22 protein-coding genes and 1 pseudogene are annotated in these 24023 nt (G+C 59.0%); 16 read left to right on the forward strand and 7 right to left on the reverse strand.

The window, feature by feature from the left end; translation table 11 throughout:
* Positions 1-88: 88 nt before the first annotated feature.
* The gene (queG, locus tag G5358_RS05865) at positions 89-1243 is read right to left on the reverse strand and encodes a tRNA epoxyqueuosine(34) reductase QueG (RefSeq protein ID WP_158111925.1); all 1155 of its coding nucleotides are present in this window, start codon (positions 1241-1243) and stop codon (positions 89-91) included.
* 60 nt (positions 1244-1303) lie between these two features.
* Here queG and G5358_RS05870 point away from each other — a divergent pair, with 60 nt between their 5' ends.
* The 10 genes from G5358_RS05870 to G5358_RS05915 all read left to right on the forward strand — a co-directional run bounded on the left by G5358_RS05870 (position 1304) and on the right by G5358_RS05915 (position 12252).
* Positions 1304-2815 (forward strand): NAD(P)H-hydrate dehydratase, encoded by a 1512-nt coding sequence (locus tag G5358_RS05870; protein ID WP_421323787.1) that lies wholly within the window; start codon positions 1304-1306, stop codon positions 2813-2815.
* A 10-nt stretch (positions 2816-2825) separates the two neighbouring features.
* Positions 2826-3299 (forward strand): tRNA (adenosine(37)-N6)-threonylcarbamoyltransferase complex ATPase subunit type 1 TsaE, encoded by a 474-nt coding sequence (gene tsaE, locus G5358_RS05875; RefSeq protein ID WP_227341987.1) that lies wholly within the window; start codon positions 2826-2828, stop codon positions 3297-3299.
* Positions 3300-3322: 23 nt separating this feature from the next.
* Entirely contained in the window at positions 3323-5014 is a 1692-nt protein-coding gene (locus tag G5358_RS05880) for an N-acetylmuramoyl-L-alanine amidase (RefSeq protein WP_421323792.1), read from the forward strand.
* A 389-nt stretch (positions 5015-5403) separates the two neighbouring features.
* Complete coding sequence (gene mutL, locus G5358_RS05885; protein WP_421323793.1) at positions 5404-7275, forward strand: DNA mismatch repair endonuclease MutL; 1872 nt, start codon at positions 5404-5406, stop codon at positions 7273-7275.
* Positions 7265-8194, forward strand: coding sequence for a tRNA (adenosine(37)-N6)-dimethylallyltransferase MiaA (gene miaA / locus G5358_RS05890; protein ID WP_421323788.1), 930 nt, complete (start codon positions 7265-7267; stop codon positions 8192-8194). Before mutL ends, miaA begins: the two co-directional genes overlap by 11 nt.
* Positions 8195-8266: 72 nt before the next feature.
* Complete coding sequence (hfq, locus tag G5358_RS05895; RefSeq protein WP_005339045.1) at positions 8267-8530, forward strand: RNA chaperone Hfq; 264 nt, start codon at positions 8267-8269, stop codon at positions 8528-8530.
* 63 nt (positions 8531-8593) lie between these two features.
* Positions 8594-9880: a ribosome rescue GTPase HflX gene (gene hflX, locus G5358_RS05900; RefSeq protein WP_421172861.1), complete on the forward strand. Its 1287-nt coding sequence runs from the start codon at positions 8594-8596 to the stop codon at positions 9878-9880.
* 48 nt (positions 9881-9928) lie between these two features.
* Positions 9929-11077: an FtsH protease activity modulator HflK gene (hflK, locus tag G5358_RS05905; RefSeq protein WP_319919773.1), complete on the forward strand. Its 1149-nt coding sequence runs from the start codon at positions 9929-9931 to the stop codon at positions 11075-11077.
* 3 nt (positions 11078-11080) lie between these two features.
* A complete protein-coding gene (hflC, locus tag G5358_RS05910) occupies positions 11081-11965 on the forward strand; it encodes a protease modulator HflC (protein ID WP_216952925.1) in 885 nt (294 codons plus the stop codon).
* Positions 11966-12063: 98 nt separating this feature from the next.
* Positions 12064-12252 (forward strand): DUF2065 domain-containing protein, encoded by a 189-nt coding sequence (locus G5358_RS05915; RefSeq protein ID WP_216952926.1) that lies wholly within the window; start codon positions 12064-12066, stop codon positions 12250-12252.
* Positions 12253-12333: 81 nt separating this feature from the next.
* On the opposite strand, the gene ispB is transcribed toward G5358_RS05915, so the two are convergent.
* A complete protein-coding gene (ispB, locus tag G5358_RS05920) occupies positions 12334-13305 on the reverse strand; it encodes an octaprenyl diphosphate synthase (RefSeq protein WP_421222476.1) in 972 nt (323 codons plus the stop codon).
* Between the two features lie 242 nt (positions 13306-13547).
* Between ispB and rplU the strand changes: the two genes are divergently transcribed.
* The 4 genes from rplU to G5358_RS05940 all read left to right on the forward strand — a co-directional run bounded on the left by rplU (position 13548) and on the right by G5358_RS05940 (position 17270).
* A complete protein-coding gene (rplU, locus tag G5358_RS05925) occupies positions 13548-13859 on the forward strand; it encodes a 50S ribosomal protein L21 (protein WP_005304210.1) in 312 nt (103 codons plus the stop codon).
* 17 nt (positions 13860-13876) lie between these two features.
* Entirely contained in the window at positions 13877-14134 is a 258-nt protein-coding gene (gene rpmA, locus G5358_RS05930) for a 50S ribosomal protein L27 (protein WP_005304202.1), read from the forward strand.
* Positions 14135-14324: 190 nt separating this feature from the next.
* Complete coding sequence (gene cgtA / locus G5358_RS05935; RefSeq protein ID WP_216952928.1) at positions 14325-15527, forward strand: Obg family GTPase CgtA; 1203 nt, start codon at positions 14325-14327, stop codon at positions 15525-15527.
* 372 nt (positions 15528-15899) lie between these two features.
* Entirely contained in the window at positions 15900-17270 is a 1371-nt protein-coding gene (locus G5358_RS05940; protein ID WP_216952929.1) for a YjiH family protein, read from the forward strand.
* An 85-nt stretch (positions 17271-17355) separates the two neighbouring features.
* On the opposite strand, the gene G5358_RS05945 is transcribed toward G5358_RS05940, so the two are convergent.
* Together G5358_RS05945 and G5358_RS05950 are read right to left on the reverse strand one after the other, a co-directional pair.
* Complete coding sequence (locus G5358_RS05945) at positions 17356-17694, reverse strand: hypothetical protein (RefSeq protein WP_421323789.1); 339 nt, start codon at positions 17692-17694, stop codon at positions 17356-17358.
* Between the two features lie 131 nt (positions 17695-17825).
* Positions 17826-20717: an HD domain-containing phosphohydrolase gene (locus tag G5358_RS05950; RefSeq protein ID WP_421323790.1), complete on the reverse strand. Its 2892-nt coding sequence runs from the start codon at positions 20715-20717 to the stop codon at positions 17826-17828.
* Between the two features lie 210 nt (positions 20718-20927).
* Between G5358_RS05950 and G5358_RS05955 the strand changes: the two genes are divergently transcribed.
* Positions 20928-21917, forward strand: coding sequence for a luciferase-like monooxygenase (locus tag G5358_RS05955; protein ID WP_421210012.1), 990 nt, complete (start codon positions 20928-20930; stop codon positions 21915-21917).
* A gap of 172 nt (positions 21918-22089) precedes the next feature.
* Positions 22090-22590 (forward strand): 2TM domain-containing protein, encoded by a 501-nt coding sequence (locus tag G5358_RS05960; RefSeq protein ID WP_421210014.1) that lies wholly within the window; start codon positions 22090-22092, stop codon positions 22588-22590.
* A gap of 118 nt (positions 22591-22708) precedes the next feature.
* On the opposite strand, the gene G5358_RS05965 is transcribed toward G5358_RS05960, so the two are convergent.
* The 3 genes and pseudogenes from G5358_RS05965 to G5358_RS05975 form a co-directional block, all read right to left on the reverse strand.
* Complete coding sequence (locus G5358_RS05965; RefSeq protein WP_421323791.1) at positions 22709-23530, reverse strand: symmetrical bis(5'-nucleosyl)-tetraphosphatase; 822 nt, start codon at positions 23528-23530, stop codon at positions 22709-22711.
* 6 nt (positions 23531-23536) lie between these two features.
* On the reverse strand, positions 23537-23899 hold the full coding sequence (gene apaG / locus G5358_RS05970; RefSeq protein WP_216952934.1) for a Co2+/Mg2+ efflux protein ApaG: 363 nt from the start codon (positions 23897-23899) through the stop codon (positions 23537-23539).
* A gap of 4 nt (positions 23900-23903) precedes the next feature.
* Positions 23904-24023, reverse strand: a pseudogene (locus G5358_RS05975) (16S rRNA (adenine(1518)-N(6)/adenine(1519)-N(6))-dimethyltransferase); the annotation flags it as partial.

The raw sequence follows: 24023 nt of genomic DNA on the forward strand, positions 1-24023 counted from the left end.
GACCAGTTTGCAGTGACCACGCTGTTATGGGCACTGCAGGTCGGCAGAGCATGAAAAAAGTGCTGCAATCCGGCAAGGGGCAGATCACTTATGCGTGATCCGACAGACCTTTTTCGATGCAGCGGATCAGCAAACGGGTCTTCTTGTTCTCTTCATCCTGACGCCGGGCAAGGGTGGTCAGCGCCCATTCGATATGTTCGGCCACCATGGGATCGGCGGTGGTCAGCCCCAGTTGCAGGGCCGCGATCACCTCGGGGGTCGCCGGGCCATTGCCAAGGGCGACCGCCAGATTGCGGCGCCAGCGTTGATAGCCGATGCGGCGGATCGGGCTCCCTTCGGTCTGCTTGAGAAAGTCGCTCTCGCTCCAGCGCCACAGCGCCAGCAGGGGCGGTCGGTGCAGGCTGGGGCGCGGGCTGAAGTCGGGTTCCGGGCTGGCATCGGCGTAGCGGTTCCAGGGGCAGATAAGCTGGCAGTCGTCGCAGCCGTAGATGCGGTTGCCCATCAAGGGCCTGAACTCTTCCGGAATAGGGCCGTCATTCTCGATGGTGAGATAGGAGATGCAGCGGCGGCCATCTACCACATAGGGGGCGACAATGGCGCCGGTCGGGCAGATGTTGATGCAGGCGACGCACTTGCCGCACTGCTCCTTCTCCACTGGCTGGTCGAGCGGTAGCGGCAGGTTGAGCAACAGCTCACCGAGAAAGAAGAAGGAGCCGGCCGATTCGTTGAGCAGCAGTGAGTGTTTGCCAACCCAGCCGAGGCCTGCCTTGGCCGCCAGTGGCCGCTCGAGGATGGGGGCGGAGTCAACGAAGGGGCGCCACTCACCCAAGGTCTCTTCAGTGCCTTGAAACAGCTCGGCGCAGCGCGCTTCGATGCGATCACCCAGCTGTTTGAGCCGGTTGCGCAGCACCTTGTGGTAGTCACGGCCGAGGGCATAGCGGCTGATATAGCCGAGGGTCGGATCGCGCAGGGTGGCAGCAAAGCCTGCCTCGAACGGCAGGTAGTTCATCCGCACCGACAACACCCGCACCGTGCCCGGCAGCAGCTCGTGGGCGCGCGCCCGCATCATGCCGTGGCGTGCCATGTAATCCATGCTGCCGTGATAGCCCGCATCCAGCCAGGCCTGCAATCTCGGCTCTTCGATACGCAGATCGGTGTCGGTGATGCCCGCCTGGTCAAAACCTAGCTCCCGTGCCCAGAGCTTGATATCGTGGGCCAGCTGGTGGAAGTCAGGTGCACTCATGCGGCTTGGCCTGGCCGGAGTTTGCTGGCGTGGGTCGATTGATAAGAGGCGGGAGCCGTCATGGTAGAGATCATCAGGGGCGCGTTGGGCACAAAAGAGGGAGGCAGTTTACCACAGGGGCTGTGGCAGACTGAACAGATCCGCGCACTGGAGCGCAACTGGGCCGCGCGTGAGGGGCAACCTCTCTATGCCCTGATGGAGCGAGCCGGTGCCGCGCTGCGCACCTATGCCACCCTGCATTGGCCCGACAGTCGCTGCTGGTGGATTTTCGTCGGCCCCGGTAATAACGGCGGTGATGGCTATGTTCTGGCCCGCCTTGCCCGCCAGATTGGCATCGAGGTGGTGGTGATTGCCGCCAGAGCACCCGACCAGCTGAAAGGGGATGCCAGACGGGCCGCCGATGAGTGGCTGGCGGCCGGTGGCCGGGTCTGGCTGGCCGAGCAGTTTGATGATACCCAACACTCCGCCCCGGAGCTGGTGGTCGATGCCCTGCTTGGCACCGGCGTCAACACGTCCCTCTCGCCACTACTGACAAAGATCGTCGCAACAATCAATGGCTTGGCCGTGCCCGTGCTGGCGGTGGATCTCCCCTCCGGCCTCAACGGCGATACCGGCCGTGCCATGGGGGCCGTGGTGCAGGCCACTCGCACCCTCACCTTTATCGGTATCAAGCAGGGGATGCTCACCGGCGACGGGGTGGATTGCGTCGGCCAGCTCGACTGTGATCCCCTTGGCGTCACGCCGGATGACACTATGCTGCCCGCCGTCTGGCGTATCGATTATCCGCTGCTCAGCACGCAGCTTACCCCGCGCCCGCGCGCTTCCCACAAGGGCTCTTATGGCAAGGTGCTGCTGGTGGGGGGCAATCGCGGCATGCAGGGGGCCATCGTGCTGGCGGCCCGCGCCTGCCTGCGGGCGGGAGCCGGGCTGGTGCGGGTGTGTCAGCATCCGGAGCATCCGCCGGTCAGCCTCTATCAACCGGAGCTGATGAGCCTCACCAGCGCTGATGACAAGGGGTGGGCGTCGGTGCGGGTCATCGGCCCCGGCCTCGGTCAGGATGAGTGGGGAGGCGCGCAAATCGCCCGTTATCTCACCGAACGGCTGCCACTGGTTTTGGACGCCGATGGATTGAATTGGCTGGCGCAATCTCCCCGCCATCAGGATAATTGGGTGCTCACGCCCCATCCCGGCGAAGCTGCGCGACTGCTGGGATGCACCATTGCCGACATTGAAACCGACCGGTTTTCCGCCGTGCAGGCGCTGCAGCGGCGCTATGGCGGTGTGGTGTTGTTAAAAGGGGCGGGGACACTTATTTATGACGGCGAGCGGGTCGCACTCTGTTGTGAAGGCAACCCAGGCATGGCAAGTGGCGGCATGGGCGATCTGTTATCTGGTATAATCGCCGCCCTTTTGGCCCAGGGCTGGTCTGCCACCATGGCAAGCTGGCTGGGCGCCGTGATCCACGGCGAGGCTGCAGATCAGGCCGCCGCTGACGGCGAACGGGGCATTCTGGCGTCAGATCTGCTGCCGCTGATCCGCAAACTGGTTAATCCCGACACCATTAAAAGTTAAAAAGAAGAACATGGCAAAACAGTTGATGATGACACTGCCGGACGAGGCAGCAACCGTGGCACTGGGTGGCCGTCTGGCACAGGCCTGCCAGCAGGCGACCACAGTGTTTTTGCATGGCACGCTTGGTGCTGGTAAAACCACTCTGACCCGCGGCTGGGTGCAGGGCCTTGGCCATCAGGGCAAGGTAAAAAGCCCGACCTATACCCTGGTTGAGCCCTACGAACTCGATGGCTGGCAGGTCTATCACTTCGATCTCTATCGTCTGGCTGATCCGGAAGAGCTGGAGTTCATGGGCATTCGGGACTATTTTGCCGCCAATACTCTCTGTCTGGTGGAGTGGTCCGAGAAGGGCGAGGGCTGGTTACCGGCTCCTGACCTTGAAATTACCCTTACTTATGTAGGCGAGCAGCGCGAGGCTCTGATAGAGGCCCGCACTGCTATTGGCGAAGCCATTCTGGAACGGTTGTCATCTACGTGCGCTTGATCCTTGTTATTGCTCTCTCCTTGATGGCGTTACCCTCCTGGGCGAATCAGCTCAAGAGTGTGCGAATCTGGCCATCACCGGATAACACCCGGGTGGTGCTCGATATGAGCAGTGCCCCCAACTACAACTACTTCACCCTGGCTGGCCCCGATAGATTGGTGATCGATCTGAAAGGGGCGAGCAATGCCACCAATCTGGCCCGGGTCGAGAACAACAGCGAGCTGGTGCGCAAGATACGTGAGAGCACTCCGCTGGAGAAGGGGGGCCTGCGGCTGGTGCTTGATCTCAGCTCCGCCATCAAGCCGGTGGTCTTTCCGCTGGCACCAGCCGGGCCCTATGGTCACCGTCTGGTGATCGATCTGCCTTATGAAGAGAAGCGCTCGGCGGCTGCGGTGCAATCCACGCCCGTCGGTGGCAAGGGCAGGGGGGTGGTGATTGCCATCGACCCGGGCCACGGTGGGGAAGACCCGGGCTCCATCGGTCCGCGTCGTACCTATGAGAAGCGAGTTACGCTGGCAGTCTCCCAGAAGCTGGCGGCGCTGATCGACCGCGAGCCGGGGATGCGCGCCGTGCTGACCCGTCGTGGCGACTATTTCGTCGACCTCAACAAGCGTTCCGAGATCGCCCGCAAGGCCAAGGCGGATCTGCTGGTGTCGGTCCATGCGGACAGCTTCCATAACTCCACTCCGCGCGGCGCCTCTGTCTGGGTCCTCTCGACCAACCGTGCCAACCGCGAGATGGGCAGCTGGCTGGAGAAGCAGGAGAAGCAGGGCGAGCTGCTGGGCGGGGTCGGCAAGGTGTTGGCGGAATCCGATCCCAATCCCTATCTGGCGCAAACTTTCTTAGACCTTTCCATGGACAAGTCCCGTGCCGAAGGCTACGACGTCAGCCGTCAGATCCTGCGCTCATTGGGCAAGGTTGCCCGACTGCACAAGAAGGCCCCGGAGCATGCCAGTCTGGCTGTGCTGAAGGCGCCGGATATTCCCTCGGTGCTGGTCGAAACCGGCTTTATCTCCAACCATGCGGAAGAGAAGCTGCTGGCTACCTCAAGCTATCAGGATCAGCTGGCCCGCGCCATTTTCGAGGGGATCCGCAACTACTACCGCGCCCACCCGACCAAGGGAGCCATGTTGACCGGCAAGGGACTGGCGAGCAGGCCTGCCGCGACCACTCGCTCTGCACCGGTAGCTTCGCAGCCGGTGAGCCAGCCCAAGCCAGTGCAGTCGCAGCCGGTGGTGACCAATAAGATGCCAGCGACAGTACGTGACGGCGCGGCTGCGACCGGTTCAGGTGCCGGGGTGATCAAGCCCTATTCGGAGGCTGCGCAAGATTCTGGTGCGCCGGTTAGCAATGTGGGCGACTATGACAAATCTCGGATGCTCCGCCATGTGGTCAAACGTGGCGAGAGTCTCTCTCGCCTTGCCGAGAAGCATGGAGTGAGTCAATCCACTTTGGTAGAGATCAACCAGCTGCGCAGCCGGGATATTCAGATTGGTCAGACCATCTATATTCCCCAGCAGGGGCAGAGCCGCGCTGCCGCCCCCGTTCGCAGTGATGACAAGTCGCAGATGATCCGCCATGTGGTCAAGCGGGGGGAGAGTCTCTCCCGCCTTGCCGAGAAGCATGGGGTGAGTCAGGCGCGACTGGTAGAGATCAACAAGCTCAAATCGCGGAATATTCAGGTAGGGCAGGTGCTCTACATTCCGCAAAACTGACGCGCGGGAGCGGGTGATACCGCTCTCGCTGTTAGCCAATACCATCAGCAAGATTGAAATTCAGGAGCAAGTGATGCCGATCCGTATATTACCCCCCGATTCTGGCCAACCAGATTCCGGTTGGTGGAGAGGTGGTGGAGCGGCTCTCTATCCGCAAGATTGAAATTCAGGAGTAAGTGATGCCGATCCGTATATTGCCCCCTATCCTGGCCAACCAGATTCCGGTTGGTGGAGAGGTGGTGGAACGGCTCTCTATCCGCAAGATTGAAATTCAGGAGTAAGTGATGCCGATCCGTATATTGCCCCCTATCTTGGCCAACCAGATTCCGGTTGGTGGAGAGGTGGTGGAACGGCTCTCTATCCGCAAGATTGAAATTCAGGAGTAAATGATGCCGATCCGTATTTTGCCACCCATTCTGGCCAACCAGATTGCAGCCGGAGAGGTGGTGGAGCGGCCCTCTTCTGTGGTGAAAGAGCTGGTGGAAAACAGCCTGGATGCGGGGGCCGACCGGGTCGAGATCGACATCGACAAGGGGGGCGCCAAGCTGATCCGCATCCGTGACAACGGCTGCGGTGTCGCCAAAGATGAGCTGGTACTTGCGCTGTCGCGTCATGCAACCTCCAAGGTGGCCACGCTGGATGATCTGGAAGGGATCAACAGCCTCGGTTTTCGTGGCGAGGCGCTCGCCTCCATCAGCTCTGTCTCCCGTCTCACCTTCACCTCCCGCACCGCCGAGCAGTCCGAAGCCTGGCAAGCCCAGGCGGAAGGGCGCGAGATGAGCGTCACCATCAAGCCTGCGGCCCATCCGGTGGGCACCACGGTGGAGGTCGTGGATCTCTTCTTTAATACACCCGCGCGGCGCAAATTCATGCGCAGCGAAAAGACCGAGTTTGCCCATATTGACGAGCTGGTGCGCCGCATCGCGCTCTCCCGCTTCGATGCCACCCTGATCCTGCGCCACAATGGCAAGGTGGTGCGCCAGTACAAGGCCGCCAATACCGTGCCGGAGCAGGAGCGACGTCTCGCCGCCGTTTGCGGCACCCCCTTCATGCACCATGCGCTGGCGGTGGAGAGCGAGCATAGCGACGTGCGGTTGTGGGGCTGGCTGGCGACCCCGGAGGGGGCAAGACCGCAGAACGACCTGCAATACACCTATGTCAACGGCCGGATGATGCGCGACAAGCTCATCAACCACGCCATCCGTCAGGCCTATGACGAGTTGCTGCCTCCCGATCGCTTCGCTGCTTATGTGCTCTATATCGAGCTGGATCCCCGTCAGGTGGATGTCAACGTTCATCCGGCCAAGCATGAGGTGCGCTTCCATCAGGCGCGGCTGATCCACGACTTTATCTTTCAGGCGCTGTTTACTGCGCTGCGCCGCGAAGGAGTCAGCGCCGCTCATCAGGACGCGCCGCTGGCCGAAACCCTGGTCGAGTTGCCGGTCAGTCCGCAGATTGAATATCCCGGTCAGGCGCCACGTCCCGAATGGTACGGTGCCGAGCACAGCTACCGGGCACCTGCACAGGTGCGGGAGGGGGGCGGTGGGGCTGGCCGAGCCAGCAATTATCAACCGCCCGAGCCCCCAAGCCGGGAGGCGATGCGCGGCATGGGCGCTCTGCTCACTACGCTGCCTATCGCAACTGCGGCTGAGGCTGCTCCCGCACAGTCCACCGACACAGTGCCGTCACCCAAACAGTGGGGATGTCGTGCCCTGACACTGGTGGCTCAGGCCTACCTGTTGATCGAGCGGGATAATCAGCTGGCGCTGCTCTCGCTGGTGCGCGCCGAGCGGGTGCTGCTGCGCCACTGGCTGCTGGAGACCTGGGGCCAGGGACTGGCGGCCCAGCCACTGTTGCTGCCGGTCTCCTTCAAATTGCCGAAGAATTTGATCGCGCTGGTGACCGAGCAGGAACGTTTGCTGAAACGGATGGGGCTGGAGTTGAAAAGCGGGGGGCGCGACACCATGATCCTGACTCGGGTGCCGGCTCTGCTGCGCCAGACTGATCTGGTGCGTCTGTTACCCGAATTGCTGCAAATTATCGAGGGCGGATCTGACAGTGATGCTGGTCAGCAGGCTGAAGTATTATGCCAATGGCTGGTGGAGCAGGGGATAAGCCGCGAGAAGATATACGATTTTTCAACTGCCAGTCGTCTGCTGACGGAGCTTGTGACTGATTTCAGTGACCAGCTTGGTGACATGCGTATGGTGCGCCCGCTTTCGCTGGCGACCGTGCTGGAGGAGTTTGAACATGGCGAGTGACTTGCCGACCGCAATTTTTCTGATGGGGCCGACGGCCTCCGGCAAGACGGATCTCGCCATTGAACTGTGTCAGGCACTGCCTTGCGACATCATCAGCGTCGATTCTGCGCTGATCTATCGCGGCATGGATATCGGTACGGCCAAGCCGACCGCCGATGAACTGGCGCGGGCCCCGCACCGGCTGATCGATATTCTTGATCCCGCTGTGAGCTATTCGGCAGCCGATTTTTGCAAGGATGCCCTGCGGGAGATGAAAGAGATCGCCGACCGTGGCCGCATTCCGCTGCTGGTGGGCGGCACCATGCTCTATTTCAAGGCGCTGCTGGAGGGATTGTCCCCGCTGCCCTCTGCCGATCCCGCCATTCGAGCCGGGATTGAGGAAGAGGCAGCCCGCCTCGGTTGGCAGGCGCTGCACGATGAGCTGGTACGCATCGACCCGGTGGCCGGGGCGCGAATTCACCCCAATGACCCGCAGCGACTCTCTCGGGCGCTGGAGGTCTACCGCATCAGCGGCAAGACCCTTACCGAGCTGACGCAGGTGCAGGGGGAGGGCTTACCCTATCGGGTGCTGCAGTTTGCCATCGCCCCGAGCGATCGCGCCGTGCTGCATCAGCGGATCGAACTGCGCTTTGACAAGATGCTGCAAGGCGGCTTTGAACAGGAGGTTCGTGCGCTGATGGCGCGCGGCGATCTGCACCCGGATCTTCCCTCCATTCGCTGTGTGGGTTATCGCCAAATGTGGGACTACCTGTGCGGTGAAGTGGGGTATGATGAGATGCGTTATCGTGGCATTGTTGCCACACGCCAATTGGCAAAACGACAGATGACCTGGTTGCGCGGCTGGCCCGATGTGGCCTGGTTGGAATCTGGTGAGTCTGGCAATCTCGACCGCGTGCTTGCTCGCGCTGGTGCGGCTTGACACTCCCTGTATAATCAGGTTGTTATATTGATATTCGGTGTTTAAAAACAACAAACTATAAGGAAAAGAAAAATGGCTAAGGGGCAATCTCTCCAAGACCCGTTTTTGAATGCGCTGCGCCGTGAGCGGATTCCTGTTTCTATCTATTTGGTGAACGGCATCAAACTGCAAGGTCAGATCGAGTCTTTTGACCAGTTTGTTATCCTGCTGAAAAACACCGTGAGTCAGATGGTTTACAAGCACGCCATCTCGACTGTCGTACCGGCCCGTGCCGTCAATCATCACCAGCCCACTCCGGGTGGCGCGGCTGATGAACAGGGTGATGCCGAGGCGTGATATCCCTGGGCGAGTCGACTCGCCAACTCAGATTCATCATGATTCCTGTTAAGGAGCAAGCGCTTGTTTGACCGTTATGAAGCTGGCGAACAGGCCGTTCTGGTGCATGTCAACTTCAGTGATGAGGGTGAGCGGGAGGATCTGGAAGAGCTCAAGATGTTGGTGAGTTCTGCCGGTGTAAATGCGCTGGCGGTCATCACCACCAGTCGTAGTGCGCCCAGTGCCAAATTTTTTGTCGGCAGCGGCAAGGCTGAAGAGATCGCGTCCCAGGTCCAGATGCTGGATGCGGATGTGGTGATCTTCAACCATGCCCTGACTCCTGCCCAGGAACGAAATCTGGAACGTCTGTTCCAGTGCCGGGTGGTGGACAGAACCGGTCTGATCCTCGACATCTTCGCCCAGCGCGCCCGAACCCATGAAGGTAAACTGCAGGTCGAACTGGCCCAGTTACGCCACCTTTCCACTCGCCTGGTGCGAGGCTGGACCCACCTTGAGCGTCAAAAGGGCGGGATCGGTCTGCGTGGCCCGGGTGAAACCCAACTTGAAACTGACCGACGTCTGCTGCGGGAACGCATCAAGGCGATTTTGCGTCGGCTCGACAAGGTGGCCAAGCAGCGGGAGCAGGGACGCCGCGCCCGCAACCGCAACGAAGTGCCGACGGTGTCACTGGTTGGTTACACCAACGCCGGAAAGTCCACTTTGTTCAACCAACTTACAGCTGCCAGCGTGTATGCTGCCGACCAATTGTTCGCAACTCTGGATCCCACCCTGCGAAAACTGGTGATCCGGGATGTGGGTGATGTGATTTTGGCTGACACGGTTGGATTTATTCGGCACTTGCCTCATGATCTGGTCGCGGCTTTCAAAGCGACCCTGCAGGAGACCCGCGAAGCGGATCTGCTGCTGCATGTGGTGGACTGTGCCGATGAGCAGATGCAGGAGAATATCGACTCCGTGCAGCAGGTGCTGGCCGAAATTGAAGCTGACGACAGGCCTCAGCTGATGATCTGCAACAAGATCGACAAGCTGGCGGATCGTCCTGCTGGTCTGGAGCGAGATGACGAGGGGCGCCCATTGCGCGTCTGGCTGTCGGCTCAGACTGGTGAAGGTTGTGAGCATCTGTTTACGGCGCTGACTGAACTGCTGGCCGGCTCCATGGTGCACCACACCCTGCAGTTGCCACCCTCGGCAGCAAGATTGCGCAGTGCGCTTTATCAGTTGAAGGGCATTGAGCAGGAAGGCTTTAGCGAGGAGGGAGATTTCGTGCTGGAAGTCCGCTTGCAAGTGGCCGACTGGAACCGCCTCGTAAAGCAGGAAGGTGAGAGTTTACAACGCTTTATCAGACATTGATGTTCTGATAGAGGTGATATCCATCCGCAAGTATTAATGGAGACGCTGATGGCTTGGAATGAGCCTGGTAACAACGGCAAAGACCGTGACCCTTGGGGGAACAACGGCAAGAATCAGGGACCCCCTGATCTGGACGAAATGCTGCGCAAGATGAGCCGTCGCTTCGGGGGCCTGTTTGGTGGTGGCACATCCGGTGGTGATGTCGGTCGCTTTGGTATCTCCATCGCACTGGTGATCGCTGTGGTGGTGTGGGTTGTCAGCGGCTTCTACACCATTCGTGAAGCGGAACGTGGTGCAGTGCTGCGGTTTGGCAAGTTTTCCCATATTGTCGAGCCGGGTCTGCGCTGGAATCCCACCTTTATCGACAAGGTGATCCCTGTGGATGTCGAGTCCGTGCGCTCGCTGCCTGCTTCCGGTTTCATGCTGACTCAGGATGAAAACGTGGTGCGGGTCGAGATGGACGTGCAGTACCGTGTCGTCAACCCCGAGCAGTATCTGTTTAGCGTAACGAATGCTGACGAGAGCCTGAGTCAGGCCACCGACAGTGCCCTGCGTTATGTTGTGGGCCACACCAAGATGGACGACGTGCTGACCACCGGTCGTGAGAAGGTGCGTCAGGAGACCTGGCAGGTGATCGATGGCATCATCGAGCCTTACCAGATGGGTCTGCAGATCGTCGACGTCAACTTCTTGCCGGCTCGTCCGCCGGAAGAGGTGAAGGATGCGTTTGATGACGCCATTGCCGCTCAGGAAGATGAGCAACGCTTCATCCGCGAGGCCGAAGCCTATGCCCGTGAAGTCGAGCCGAAGGCCCGTGGTCAGGTCAAGCGTCTGGAGCAGGAGGCGGAAGCCTACAAGTCCCAGATTGTGCTGAAAGCCCAGGGTGAAGTGGCCCGCTTCAACGAGCTGCTGCCCCAGTATCAAGCTGCGCCCGATCTGACACGCAATCGTATCTACCTGGAGACCATGGAAGAGCTCTATCAGCAGGCCAATAAAGTGGTGGTCGACATGCCGGCTGGCAACAACAGCATGATCTATCTGCCGCTCGACAAGTTGGCTGGCAAGCAGGCGAGCGTCCAGCAGGGGCGTCCAGCTGCTGCGCCGACCATCGAGTCCACGCCAGCTTCCAACGAGGGCGCCAACTCCACTCCGACGCCGCTGCGTAGCGGTGACCGCTTCAGCTCAGGGAGAAACTGATAGATGAAAAAGCTAGCTATTGGTGTAATCGCTGTCGCGGCCATGGTCTGCTTCTCTTCTGTCTTTATCGTTGATGAAGGCCAGAAGGGGATTGTGGTGCAGTTCGGCAAGGTGAAGCGGATTGATTCCGGTGAGCCCCGTCTCTATGAACCGGGCCTGCACTTCAAGGTGCCGCTCATCGACCAAGTTCGCAAAATGGATGCACGGATCCAGACCATCGACAGCCAGGCCGACCGTTTTGTCACCTCCGAGAAGAAAGACCTGATCATCGATTCGTATGTGAAATGGAAGATCGAGGACTTCTCCAAGTACTACCTGGCAACCGGTGGTGGTAACAAGTTGCAGGCCGAGGATCTGCTCAAGCGCAAGATCAACAACGGTCTGCGCTCCGAGATTGGTAATCGTACTATCAAGGATATCGTCTCCGGTGAACGCAGTACCGTGATGGAAGATGCTCTGATGAAGATGGCGCGCTCCTCCGAGCTCGGCATCAAGGTGGTGGATGTGCGGATCAAGCAGATCAACCTGCCAGTGGAAGTGTCCAACTCCATTTACCAGCGGATGCGGGCCGAGCGTACTGCCGTGGCCCGTGAGCATCGCTCCCAGGGGCGTGAGCAGGCCGAGATCCTACGGGCCGATATCGATCGCAAAGTGACCGTGATGATCGCTGATGCAGAGAGTAACGCTCGTCAACTGCGCGGTGAAGGGGATGCGGAAGCCGCTAAAATCTATGCCGACAGCTACAAGAAAGACCCCGAGTTTTTCAGCTTCGTGCGCAGTATGGAGGCCTATCGCAAGAGCTTCGCCGGTGGCAACGACCTGATGGTGCTCAAGCCGGATAGCGAGTTTTTCCGTTACTTCAAGTCTCCTGAAGGCACCAAGCAGTAAGTGTCGGGAGTTGTTTTGCCAGGGGCCTGCTTTGTCAGGCCCTTTTATTTGTCTGCCAAACAAACGGGATCAATGGTTTTTGACGGGAGAGGGGCAGAATGATGACATCCATACTGACGGGGCTGGGTCTGCTGTTGCTGTTTGAAGGGCTCGGCCCGTTGTTGATGCCCAGGGCATGGCAGCAGATGTTACGGCTGCTGAGCGATCAGCCACCGGAGCAGTTGCGCCGTATCGGCGGCTCGTTAGTGGTTGCGGGTAGCGTGATCCTCTGGATGCTGAGTCGCTGAGTCTGGCGCAATGCACTGTCCAGCAGATAGCAGACAATAAAAAAGAGGCCGAAGGCCTCTTTTTTCATGCATGTCGTTTACTCAGGCACTGCGCTGCACCGCCATGTGGGCCAGTGTTTCCAGCGCCTGTTTGTGCGGGGAGTCAGGCAGGATGGCGAGAGCGGCAATGGCCTTGTCCGCCTCTTCCCTTGCGCGCATGCGGGAGTACTCCAGCGCACCGGTGCGGTCGAGAATGGCCAGGATCTGGTCGAGATGCTCCATGCCGTTGCGGTGTTCGATGGCATCACGCACCAGTTGGCGCTCTTCCGCACTACCCACTTCCATGGCGCGCAGCAGCGGCAGGGTCGGTTTGCCTTCGGCCAGATCGTCACCGACGTTCTTGCCCATCTCTTCGCTCTGGGAGCAGTAATCCATCACATCATCGATGATCTGGAAGGCGGTACCCAGATACTTGCCGTAGTCGGTCATGGCCTGCTCGACGGGCTCGGGCTGATGGGTCAGCACGGCGGCGAGACGGGTGGCGGCCTCGAACAGCTTGGCGGTCTTGCAATAGATGACCGTCATGTAGCTCTCTTCGGTGGTATCCGGATCGTTGCAGTTCATCAACTGCAGCACTTCCCCTTCGGCGATGGTGTTGGTTGCATCCGAGAGGATCTCCATCACCCGCAGGTTGGAGAGTTCGGCCATCATCTGGAAGGAGCGGCTATAGAGGTAGTCACCGACCAGCACGCTGGCAGCATTGCCAAACATGGCGTTGGCGGTCTCCCGGCCGCGGCGCAGGTCGGATTCGTCGACCACGTCGTCGTGCAGCAGGGTAGAGGTGTGAATGAATTCGATGATGGCGGCCAGTTTCAGGTGATCCTCACCTTCATAGCCCAGCGCACGCGCAGCCATCACGGTCAGCATGGGGCGCATCCGTTTCCCGCCGGCGCTGACAATGTAGAAACCCAGCTGATTAATCAGACTAACGTCGGACTGGAGTCGGGCCAGGATCAGTTCATTGACCGCCGTCATGTCGGCGGCACAGAGCGCACGGATAGTCTGTTGGTCCATAAGTCTCGTAACGTGACAGCAGCAATAACTGCGATTTTAGTAATGGCAGGGATTCTACACGATTTCACAATGGGTTACAGTTAGGCGTTTATCCACGGCGGCAGATATGCGCACAAAATAAACTTTTTGCTAAATTGGCCTTGCCTGAGCAGATCGATTTGCGTAGAATGCCCGCCCATTGTTATAGGTTTTTGCGCATGTCTAGCCTTGAGCAAAAGACATGCCTTTACGGAGTTAATCAAATGTACGCGGTATTCCAAAGCGGCGGAAAACAACACCGTGTGGCCGAAGGTCAAATCGTTCGTCTGGAAAAGCTGAACGTTGAGACTGGCGCTACCATCGACTTCAACGAAGTGCTGATGGTTGCTGCAGGCGACACTTTTAAAGTAGGTGCTCCTTTCGTTGAAGGTGGCAAGGTTGTAGCTGAAGTTGTGGCTCACGGCCGTGGCGAGAAAGTGACTATCGTCAAGTTCCGTCGTCGTAAGCACCACCGTAAGCAAGCGGGCCACCGTCAGTGGTTCACTGAAGTCAAAATCACTGGCATCAGCGCTTAATTAGAGGAGTCCGATAGATGGCACACAAAAAAGCTGGCGGTTCATCCCGCAACGGTCGCGATTCTGAAGCTAAACGCCTGGGCGTGAAGCGTTTCGGCGGCGAAACAGTTCTGGCTGGCAGCATCATCGTTCGTCAGCGCGGTACCAAGTTCCACGCTGGTGAGAACGTTGGTCTGGGCAAGGACCACACCCTGTTCGCTACCGCGAACGGCAAGGTGCAGTTCGAAGTTAAAGGTCCGCTGAATCGTAAGTACGTTAGCATCGTTGCTGAGTAATTACGGACCGCAAGGATCCGAAGCCCCGCCAACAGGCGGGGCTTTTGTTTTTCCGAAATAATGACGAAAAAACGGAACGCAGATGACCCGGGTACCGAGATTGCCCGGAGAGGCAAGATGCGTATCGCCCGCAGGGGTCTGTACCACTATAATTGCGTATCGGTTTTTCGAATTAAGGTGACGGTTACCTATGAAGTTTGTTGATGAAGTCCAGATTCGAGTCGATGCCGGTGACGGTGGTAACGGTTGTGTAAGTTTTCGCCGTGAAAAATATATTCCCAACGGTGGTCCGGATGGTGGTGACGGTGGTGACGGTGGTGACGTCTATCTGGTTGCCGATGAGAACCTCAACACCCTGATCGACTACCGTTTTGAGCGTTTCCATGCTGCCGAGCGTGGCGAGAATGGCCAGAGTGCCAACTGTACCGGTCGTCGTGGCAAGGACAAGATCCTGCGCGTGCCGGTCGGTACCCGTGCAACCGATGACGATACCGGCGAGTTGCTGGGCGACTTGACTCACCACGAGCAGAAGTTGCTGGTTGCCAAGGGCGGTTTCCACGGTTTGGGCAATACCCGCTTCAAGAGTTCGGTCAACCGGGCTCCACGCCAGAAGAGCAACGGCACACCGGGCGAAGTGCGTACCCTGAAGCTGGAGCTGCTGTTGCTGGCTGACGTCGGTATGCTGGGTCTGCCCAACGCCGGTAAATCTACCTTTATTCGCGCTGTTTCTGCCGCCCGCCCGAAAGTCGCTGATTATCCCTTTACCACCCTGGTGCCGAACCTCGGTGTGGTGCGTGGTGAGAACTCCCGCTCCTTCGTGATCGCCGATATTCCGGGCCTGATCGAAGGTGCTGCCGAAGGCGCAGGTCTGGGTATCCGTTTCCTCAAGCACCTCGAACGCTGCCGCGTGTTGATCCATCTGGTGGATATTTGCCCCATTGATGGCTCCGATCCGGCTGAAAATGCCGTGACCATCGTGCGTGAGCTGGAGAAGTACAGCCCGGAACTGGCTGGCAAGCCGCGCTGGCTGGTGTTCAACAAGATGGATCTGATCCTGGAAGAAGAGGCTCAGGAAGTGATGGATCGCGTGAAAGCCGCCCTCAACCACGAAGGGCCGGTCTACGCCATCACTGCCATCAGCAAGGAAGGGACCAAGAAGGTCTGCTACGACATCCTGGATCTGCTGGATACCATGCCCCGTCAGCTGGAGCAGGATGCCAAAGAGGCGATCGAGAAAGTGGAGTTCAAGTGGGACGACTACCACAAGAACCAGCTGGCTAAAGCCGAAGCGGAAGCGCTTGCCGCCTCCATGGCCTTTGACGAAAGTCTCGACGATGATGATTGGGATGACGAAGATGATGATGGTGTGGAAGTGATCTACGTCCGTGACTGATACCCTTGTCTGTCCATTTCATTGATAACCGGAGCCTGAACAGGCTCCGGTTTTTTTATGCCTGTCGAGTAGTGGCTCATTAGGTATGTTTGTGATGCCACTTATTGCCTGCCGTTGATAACTGTTTATACTGCCCATCAAAATTAACAGTAATGAAACAATCATCTGGCGATGTCGATTGAATCGATATGCGTTTCTGTATCTGATTGTTTTGATGGAAGGTTTACCTGTAAAAATTTTTATGCGCAGATTTATGCATTATGGGCTTGTTTGCGCATTTTTTTGGAGTATTCTTGCGCCCGTTTTGCCGGTTAATGCATGAATACGCAGGTAGGCCGGGCTATGGAAAAGTAACATTAGGGCAGTCTTATCATGCTGGAAAAGAGTCTTGAAGCATCTGCGGTTAATACCCGCCGTAACTTGTTGATGTTTCTAATACCGTCACTGATCGGTATCTTGCTGTTCATGACGCCGGTCGTCTATGACGGTAACGTCACCATCCCCGTCGCAGTGCTGGCCAAGCTGGTGCAGCGGGTTTTTGCCGATTATCTGGTTGCCATGGTCAGTGCGGTGATCACTACCACCATGCTGATGACTATCATCACCTGGTTGTTCAAACCGGCGATTCTGGTGCGTAGACCATTCCTCAACAGCCTGTTCAACGTCTCTCCTTTCTGGGCCTGCGTGCGGGTGGTGGGTGGTATCTTCGTGCTGCTGACCTTCTTCCAGGTGGGACCAGAGGTGCTTTATTCAGGCGCAACCGGCGGCCTGGTGCTCAACGATCTGCTGCCGGTGCTGTTTTCAGTCTTCATTTTTGCCGGCCTGCTGCTGCCGTTGCTGCTCGATTTCGGGCTGCTGGAGTTTGTCGGCACTATGATGACTCGCATCATGCGTCCGGTATTCCGGTTGCCGGGTCGCTCTGCCGTAGACTGCTTTGCCTCCTGGCTGGGGGATGGCAGTGTCGGCATCCTGCTGACCAGCAAGCAGTACGAAGGGAAGTTCTATACCCAGCGGGAAGCGGCCGTTATTGGCACCACCTTCTCCGCCGTCTCCATCACCTTCTGTCTGGTAGTGATCTCCCAGGTGAAGCTGGAACACATGTTCGTTCCCTTCTATCTGACTGTCTGTCTGGCTGGGGTGGTTGCCGCTATCGTGGTGCCACGTCTGCCGCCGCTATCCTGGAAGAAGGATATCTATATCGATGGCGCTCCCCTGTGTCGCAAGCAGGAGGCGGTGCCCCACCAGCACAGTGTGATGAGTTATGGTCTCGAACGTGCATTGACCAAGGCAGAGCAGATGACCGGTCTCGGTGCCGTCGCCCGGGAAGGGGTGAAAAATGCGCTCGACATGCTGTTTGGCGTGTTGCCTGTGGTCATGGCGATCGGTACCTGTGCCCTGATGCTGGCCGAACACACCCCCATCTTCAACTGGCTTGGCGCCCCCTTCGTCCCCTTGCTGGAACTGCTGCAACTGCCGGAGGCGGAAGCCGCATCCAAGACTATCATGGTCGGTTTTGCCGATATGTTTATTCCGGCTGTGCTGGCTTCGACCATCGATAGCGAGATGACCCGCTTCGTCATTGCCGCCATGTCGGTGACCCAGCTGATCTATATGTCCGAAGTGGGGGCCCTGCTGCTTGGCAGCAAGATCCCGGTCAAACTGTGGGAGTTGTTTGTGATCTTCCTGATGCGCACCCTGGTTACCCTGCCGGTGATTGCCGGTGTAGCGCATCTGCTGTTCTAAGGACTACGCCATAGTGAAAAACGGTCAACCTGGGTTGACCGTTTTCTTTTCCGCTGTAATGGGAGAGCATCGCCCTTAGGCTGGCTCAGCCTCTAGTGACGGGACACTGGATAGTCAGGGAGTGGACCGTGTTGGCGATGCTATAGGGCTTGGCAGCTTGGTAGATTTTCTTCTCCTTGTCATAGCTTCCCCCCAGATACTGGGTGCTGTAGAGCGTCTGCTGGTGACGATCGGTCTCCTTGTAACCTTGCGGGCAGGTCTGGTTGGCCTGCTGGAAGCAGGCTTTCATGCTGCTGCACTCGATGTAGAAGCCGCGCTGGCTGGGATCGGCAAGGTGCACCGGGGTGACGGTAGGTGCGGGGGGAGACAACAGGGCGCAACCGGAGAGCGTCAGTGCGCCCAGCAGAACGAGATGTTTTGACATAGATAACCTGAACAGTATGGTGTGACAAAGAGTGAGGGGGAGTCTATTGCTCCCCCTTCGCTATAGGGGCACCGTTATAACCAGCCCGGGGCGTTCAGGCCAGCCCGCAAATGTAAGAAGATATGACCCAGCTAGGCCTGTGCGGCCAGCAGTGCGGTTTCATCCACCTGATCCAGTTGGGCGGTCTCGAGGAAGCGTCTGGCGTAATCGCGCCAGATACCGCTGCTGACAAACAGAACGAACAGATCCGGGTCGATATGCTGTTCACGTACCATGCTCTGCATGATGGCAAGAGCCTGGGAGACCGTCTTGCCAGATTTGTAGGGGCGATCACTGGCGGTCAGAGCCTCGAAAATATCGGCGATAGCCATGATGCGGGCCGGTACGCTCATCTGTGATCCGGTCAGCTGGCGTGGGTAACCCTTGCCATCCATCCGCTCGTGATGGCCGCCGGCAATCTCCGGCACGCAGCGCAGATGACGGGGGAAGGGGAGGTGCTCCAGCATGCGTATGGTCTGGATGATGTGCTCGTTGATCTTGTAGCGCTCCTCCTCGGTGAGGGTTCCCCTGCTGATGGCAAGGTTGTATCTCTCCCCCCGGTTGTAGAGATGGTGCGGTACCTTGACCTTGAAGCCCCAGGGATTGTGCTCGTCGAACCGATCTCCATCCGGACGAGGCACAAGGTGCCAGCACTTGTCGGCCAGCAGTGGCTCGAGGCAGGGCAACTCGGGAGATGGTTCTTTCTGACGCAGCTTGATCTCCTCCCGGCTGATGCCGAGCCGATCGTCCAGGGTGCGCAGCCAGGTGCGGCTGGCGATGGCGTCGAGCCGTTCAATCTTCTCGGGGGCCATCCACTCGCCACCCAGATTGCACTCGGCGATGAAGGCAAACTCCTGATCCAGCTCGGCCCAGCGCGGGGCTGCCTCTTCCCGGCAGGCACTTCTGATCTCTGATGACAAGCGGGCAGCGAGGCTCTCGATATAGACATCCCGCTTGAGTACTTCAAAACGGGTGCGGATCTCGTGGATCCGGTCGTAGAGGGTCTCCAGTTTGGTGGCCTTGTCGACCACGAACTCCGGGGTGGTCACCTTGCCACAGTCATGTAGCCAGCTGGCGATATGGATGGCTTCCCACTCCTCCTCGTTGAGAGTGAAATCGGCAAAGGGGCCCTGTCGCTGGGCGCAGGCCGCCTCGGTCAGCATCCGGGTCAGCTCCGGCACCCGCTGGCAGTGACCGCCGGTGTAGGGGCTCTTGGCGTCGATGGCGCCGGCCATCAGCTCGATAAACGATTCGAGCAGCTGTTTCTGCTCTTCCAGCAAGCGCTGGTTCTCGATGGCGGAGGCGGAAGTGCCCGCCAGCGCTTCGATGAGGCTGATGCGCGATGCCAGCTCCTGTTCGCTGCAGCGTGGCAGGATCAGCAGGAGGTATCCGATCAGCTCCTGACGATGGTTGCAGAGCGGCTCAGCCACCAGCTGGCATGGGTCGGGAAAGGAACCCCAACTGTCCAGGTGTTGCCTCCATGTCGCCTCATCCAGGCTGAGGGAGATGCGCTGGGAAGTGGCCATGCCGGATAGCAATGGTTGTGGCCATGGAACCTGCCCAAGGGGCAGCTCGGTTTGCTGCCAGCGGGCCTGGACCGGCTGCATCTTTTGCTGTTGGGCCAGGTAGAGGCTCCCCCCTTTTGCCTGTACCGCGGCGATGGTTTCATGCAGGATGCGGCTTAGCAGGGAGTCGAAGCGGTGCTCTGCAGCCAGTGCTCTACCCATGTTCATGAAGTTGCCGAGGGTTTGGCGCATGCCGGACATGGTGCGGGCAAGGTCATCTATCTCCCGGATGGCCGATTCTGGAACCTGCCCCTCGCCAAAGTCGAAACGCTGGATCCGCTCGGCCTCGCGGGTCAGGGCCAGCAGCGGGGTAGCGGTACGGCGGGAGACCATCCAGATTACTGGCAGCAGCAACAACAGGCTGGTCAGCGCCCATGCCATATTGATCAGTGCTTCATTGCGTGCCTGCTGATAGAGCAGATCTGCCGAGACCAGCAGGGCGATGTAAAAAGGGGTGTCCTTGCCGAGGGGGGAGATATTGACCAGCCACTCTTGTTTTTCCCCTGTGGTCAGGGTCAGCTCCCGGGGAGAACCATCCAGCAGCACAGGCGTCCTCTCTAGCCTAGTTTTCAGCTCGGCCATGACTGGGCTGCCCAGAGCCGTGATCGCTGGCAGCTGGGTTAGCTGATCATAGGCTGGCAGATGTACAGGATCGGCCGCCAGTAGGGTCGCGGAGCGATCGAACAACACTACCTGGCTTTGGAGCGGCAACTGCAGCTCGCCAATCAAGGCCGAGAGCCCCTCGACACTGGCATCCAGCCCGATCACGGCTCGTTGGCTATGGCTGGTGACAGCCAGCGTCATGCCTGGCTCCCTGGTGGTAAAAAAGAGATAGGGGGTGGTGGCGACAATCTTTGATGAACCGCGAGCCAGCCGGTACCAGTCGCGGCTGCGGGGATCGAATCGATAATCCGCCATGGCTCGCCGTGCCAAAAGTTGCAGCTGCTCGTCAAAATAGAGGAACTCTCCCCGCCCGCTACTCAGGCTCTGAACCAGCAACTGGCTGCCTTCAGGCACAGCCTGCAACTGGACCCGGGCCCGTTCCGTGAGTTTTCGTACCAGAAAGAAATCGCCACTCTCATAGCCGATGTAGACGGCACCATAGCTGTCGCGATTGGCCAAGATCTCTGCCAACTGCGGCAGATACTCCAGTCGGCTTGCCAGATCACTCATGTCGGCCAGTCGGCTGCTGGCTAGCAGGCTGAGGGACATGCGGGCTGGCTGCTCGTTCAATTGCAGAGCGAGGGCCAGCTGTTCCCGGTACTGTTTGAAGTTGTGGCGCTCATGTTCCAGCATCTGGCGAGAGCCCTGCTGGAACTGCAGCAGAATCAGCAGCATGCCCAGCACACTGAACAGCAGGGTAAATAGGGTGGCAATGTGAACATAGAAGGGCTTGCGCCCGGATCTGGCAGTGATCATGGACATTTCCTTGTCACAGTGATGCTTGCGGAGACGATCTGTCAGCAGTGTGTCAATACGATAACAGAAATGACAATACTGGCCTGATATCTGTGCTTTTCCATGGTTGCCCACTGCCAGGCAGAGCTTGGCAGGAGATAGTGATTCATTCAGGTATCCCGTGCTACATTGCCTCACTTGTTACTGGTCTGTAAATCCATGGAGTGACTCATGCCTGCCATCCCCTATTCCGTGCTCGATCTGGTGCCTGTTGCCGAAGGTTCCGTACCTGCCGAGTCATTTCGCCGTTCGCGGGATCTAGCCCGCCATGCCGAGGGCTGGGGTTACCAGCGCTACTGGCTGGCCGAACACCACAACATGCCGGGCATTGCCAGTGCCGCCACCTCGGTGCTGATCGGTCATCTGGCCGAAGCCACCACCACTTTGCGGATCGGCGCGGGTGGCATCATGCTGCCGAACCACTCGCCGCTGGTGATTGCCGAGCAGTTTGGCACCTTGGCTTCTCTCTATCCCGACCGCATCGACCTTGGCCTTGGCCGCGCCCCCGGGACCGATCAGCGCACCATGCGGGCGCTGCGGCGTATGCGCAGTGGCGAGGTGGATGATTTTCCGGCCGATGTGCGCGAGCTGATGAGCTACTTTGGCGACGAGATCGGCGCGGTGCAGGCGGTGCCCGGTCAGGGGCTGCATCTGCCCATCTGGCTGCTGGGCTCCAGCCTCTACAGCGCGCAACTTGCAGCGGCGATGGGCTTGCCGTTCGGGTTTGCCTCCCATTTTGCTCCCGCCATGTTGCTGCAGGCGCTGGAGATCTACCGTAGCCAGTATCGCCCCTCCGCTCGCTGGCCCAAGCCCCATGCGGTGGTCTGCATCAACATGATTGCCGCCGACAGCGAGCGGGAGGCCCGCTTCCAGTTCACTACCGTGCAGCAGCAGTTCTTGCGCCTTCATCGCGGTGATGCGGGCAAGCTGCCCGCGCCGATCGTCCAGCTTGGCGATGAGTGGTCTCCCCGTGAGCTGATGGCGATGGAACAGACCCTTGCCCGCTCTCTGGTGGGAGACCCTGAGCAGGTTCGTCACGGCCTCAAGGCGCTGCTGGCGGAAACCCGTGCCGATGAGTTGATGTTCAATGGCCCCATCGTCGATCATCAGGCCCGACTGCGCTCCTTTGAAATTGCCGCCGAGCTGATGCAGAGCCTGTGATTACACATCCTGGCACATCTGCCTGTGTGCCAGAGCTTGACCTTATATCTCTTTATGTTTATTCAACTAATTGATTTTAAAGAGTTGTCAGGTTGATGTCGTCCATCTGTCGTGTCACCTTTCGCGGCGCAAGCCCTATGCTGGCCCTGTCAATTACCACAAGGAGTTCGAGATGATCGTCAGGAAGTTGAGATTGCAACGGGGTTGGTCTCAGGATCAGTTGGCAACGTTGACTGGTTTGAGTGTCCGCACTATCCAGCGGATCGAGCAGGGGCAGCAACCCGGACTGGAATCTCTCAAGGCCCTGGCCGCCGTCTTTGAACTCGATGTGGCTCAACTGGATGGATCAGAGCAACAGGAGCGCGAGATGAGAGGACGTGACACTATGGGTCAGGATGCGGTGCAGGTATCGGCAGAGGAGCGGGTGGCAATGCGCTATGTGGAGGAGCTCAAGGGCTTCTATCACCATGTCGCTAGCTACGTGGTGGTGATCTGCGGGCTGTTTGTCATCAATTGCCTGAGCAATCCGGAGTACATCTGGGCCTGGTGGCCAACCCTGGGCTGGGGATTGGGGCTTGCCTCCCATGCTGTTCGGGTGTTTCAGCCCTTCAAGCTGTTTGGCCCCGAGTGGGAGCGGCGCCAGATCGAGAAGCGGCTGGGGCGCAAGTTGTAACTTCGTTCGCCGGAAAACAGGGAGCCTAAAACAGCAAGCCCGGCAGATTACCGGGCTTTGTGATTGGAGCGGGTTGTGGCAATCCGTGCGGCAGCGACCGCCAGATTGCTGCGTCCCCCTAGCTGGCGTGAACCGGGCAAGGGGTGGCGATCAGGGCATCATCCTCGTAGCGCCACAGAGTGAGGCTGTTGCCCCAGACACAGCCGGTATCGAGCGCTTTGATGTCGCTCTTGCCGGTGTTGCCCATCAGGGCCGCCCAGTGGCCGAACACCAGAATGGGGTCATCCACGTGATGCTCGCGCTGCTCGAACCAGGGGCGTAGGCCCGGGGTCGACTCCTTGGGGCCCTTCTTGCATTTGAAGTCGAGCCGGCCATCGAAGTAGCAGAAGCGCATTCGGGTGAAGGTGTTGATGATGTAGCGGTAGCGGTCGATCCCGACCAGATCATCTTTCCAGCCATCCGGCTGATCGCCATACATATTGTGCAGTAGCCACAGGTACTGATCGCCACGCAGCAGGCTCTCTACCTCGCGGGCGCAGTTGCGGGCGGTGCGGGCATCCCACGCCGGAGAGATACCGGCATGCACCATCATGATGGGCAGGTCGGGGTGTTCGGCCAGCAGCGGGCGGTGGCGCAGCCACTCCAGCAGTTCGTCCCGATCCGGCGCATCCATCAGGCTCTGCAGCTTGTCTTTCTTCTTGAGCGGTGCAACGCCATTGGCCACCGCCAGCAGGTGCAGGTCGTGGTTGCCGAGCACGGTAACGGCACGGTTGCCCAGCCCTTTGACAAAACGCAGGGTATTGAGGGAGTCCGGGCCGCGGGCGACCAGATCGCCGCAGAGCCAGAGCACGTCATTCTCGGGATCGAACGCGGCAAGATCCAGCAGACGGCGCAAGTCGTCGTAACAGCCCTGGATGTCACCGACAAAACAGTTCGCCATGAAACCTCAGTTGATAATATTGGGGATGGCCAGCGTGAAGGGGGCGATGTGCGCCTCGAACTGCTGACCAGAGCCATCTTGCAGGGTATAGCTCCCTTCCATCACCCCAAGCGGGGTCGCCAGCGGCACGCCGCTCTGGTAGCGGTAGGTCTCACCTTCGGCAATGACGGGTTGTTCCCCGACCACGCCTGGGCCTGCCACTTCCAGCATCTTGCCATTGGCATCGGTGATGAGCCAGCGCCGATGAAGCAGTTGCACCGGGCCGGGCCCCAGATTCTCAATCTCGATCAGATAGTGAAACTGGTAAGGGTCTTTGGAGCCCGCCACATACAGGGGGTATGGGCGGATCTCGATGTGCGGGAGTGCCACAGGATCAGGCCTGTTGCTGATCCGCCAGCCAGTTGGCGATCATGACAAACTGCTCGAGGGAGAGATTCTCCGGGCGCAGGTTGCCATCGATACCAAGCTCGGTCAGCTGGGCGTCGGTGATGAA

This window comes from Aeromonas sp. 604176 (assembly GCF_049170755.1).
GTDB lineage: Bacteria > Pseudomonadota > Gammaproteobacteria > Enterobacterales > Aeromonadaceae > Aeromonas > Aeromonas veronii_A.

Coding starts and splice junctions, on each gene's coding strand:
- queG (WP_158111925.1), bottom strand. CDS start 1,243: ATGAGTGCACCTGACTTCCACCAGCTGGCCCACGATATCAAGCTCTGG.
- ispB (WP_421222476.1), bottom strand. CDS start 13,305: ATGGACCAACAGACTATCCGTGCGCTCTGTGCCGCCGACATGACGGCG.
- G5358_RS05915 (WP_216952926.1), top strand. CDS start 12,064: ATGATGACATCCATACTGACGGGGCTGGGTCTGCTGTTGCTGTTTGAA.
- G5358_RS05960 (WP_421210014.1), top strand. CDS start 22,090: ATGATCGTCAGGAAGTTGAGATTGCAACGGGGTTGGTCTCAGGATCAG.
- hfq (WP_005339045.1), top strand. CDS start 8,267: ATGGCTAAGGGGCAATCTCTCCAAGACCCGTTTTTGAATGCGCTGCGC.
- miaA (WP_421323788.1), top strand. CDS start 7,265: ATGGCGAGTGACTTGCCGACCGCAATTTTTCTGATGGGGCCGACGGCC.
- G5358_RS05945 (WP_421323789.1), bottom strand. CDS start 17,694: ATGTCAAAACATCTCGTTCTGCTGGGCGCACTGACGCTCTCCGGTTGC.
- rplU (WP_005304210.1), top strand. CDS start 13,548: ATGTACGCGGTATTCCAAAGCGGCGGAAAACAACACCGTGTGGCCGAA.
- tsaE (WP_227341987.1), top strand. CDS start 2,826: ATGGCAAAACAGTTGATGATGACACTGCCGGACGAGGCAGCAACCGTG.
- cgtA (WP_216952928.1), top strand. CDS start 14,325: ATGAAGTTTGTTGATGAAGTCCAGATTCGAGTCGATGCCGGTGACGGT.
- rpmA (WP_005304202.1), top strand. CDS start 13,877: ATGGCACACAAAAAAGCTGGCGGTTCATCCCGCAACGGTCGCGATTCT.
- G5358_RS05955 (WP_421210012.1), top strand. CDS start 20,928: ATGCCTGCCATCCCCTATTCCGTGCTCGATCTGGTGCCTGTTGCCGAA.
- mutL (WP_421323793.1), top strand. CDS start 5,404: ATGCCGATCCGTATTTTGCCACCCATTCTGGCCAACCAGATTGCAGCC.
- G5358_RS05880 (WP_421323792.1), top strand. CDS start 3,323: ATGGCGTTACCCTCCTGGGCGAATCAGCTCAAGAGTGTGCGAATCTGG.
- G5358_RS05940 (WP_216952929.1), top strand. CDS start 15,900: ATGCTGGAAAAGAGTCTTGAAGCATCTGCGGTTAATACCCGCCGTAAC.
- G5358_RS05965 (WP_421323791.1), bottom strand. CDS start 23,530: ATGGCGAACTGTTTTGTCGGTGACATCCAGGGCTGTTACGACGACTTG.
- hflC (WP_216952925.1), top strand. CDS start 11,081: ATGAAAAAGCTAGCTATTGGTGTAATCGCTGTCGCGGCCATGGTCTGC.
- hflK (WP_319919773.1), top strand. CDS start 9,929: ATGGCTTGGAATGAGCCTGGTAACAACGGCAAAGACCGTGACCCTTGG.
- G5358_RS05870 (WP_421323787.1), top strand. CDS start 1,304: ATGGTAGAGATCATCAGGGGCGCGTTGGGCACAAAAGAGGGAGGCAGT.
- G5358_RS05950 (WP_421323790.1), bottom strand. CDS start 20,717: ATGATCACTGCCAGATCCGGGCGCAAGCCCTTCTATGTTCACATTGCC.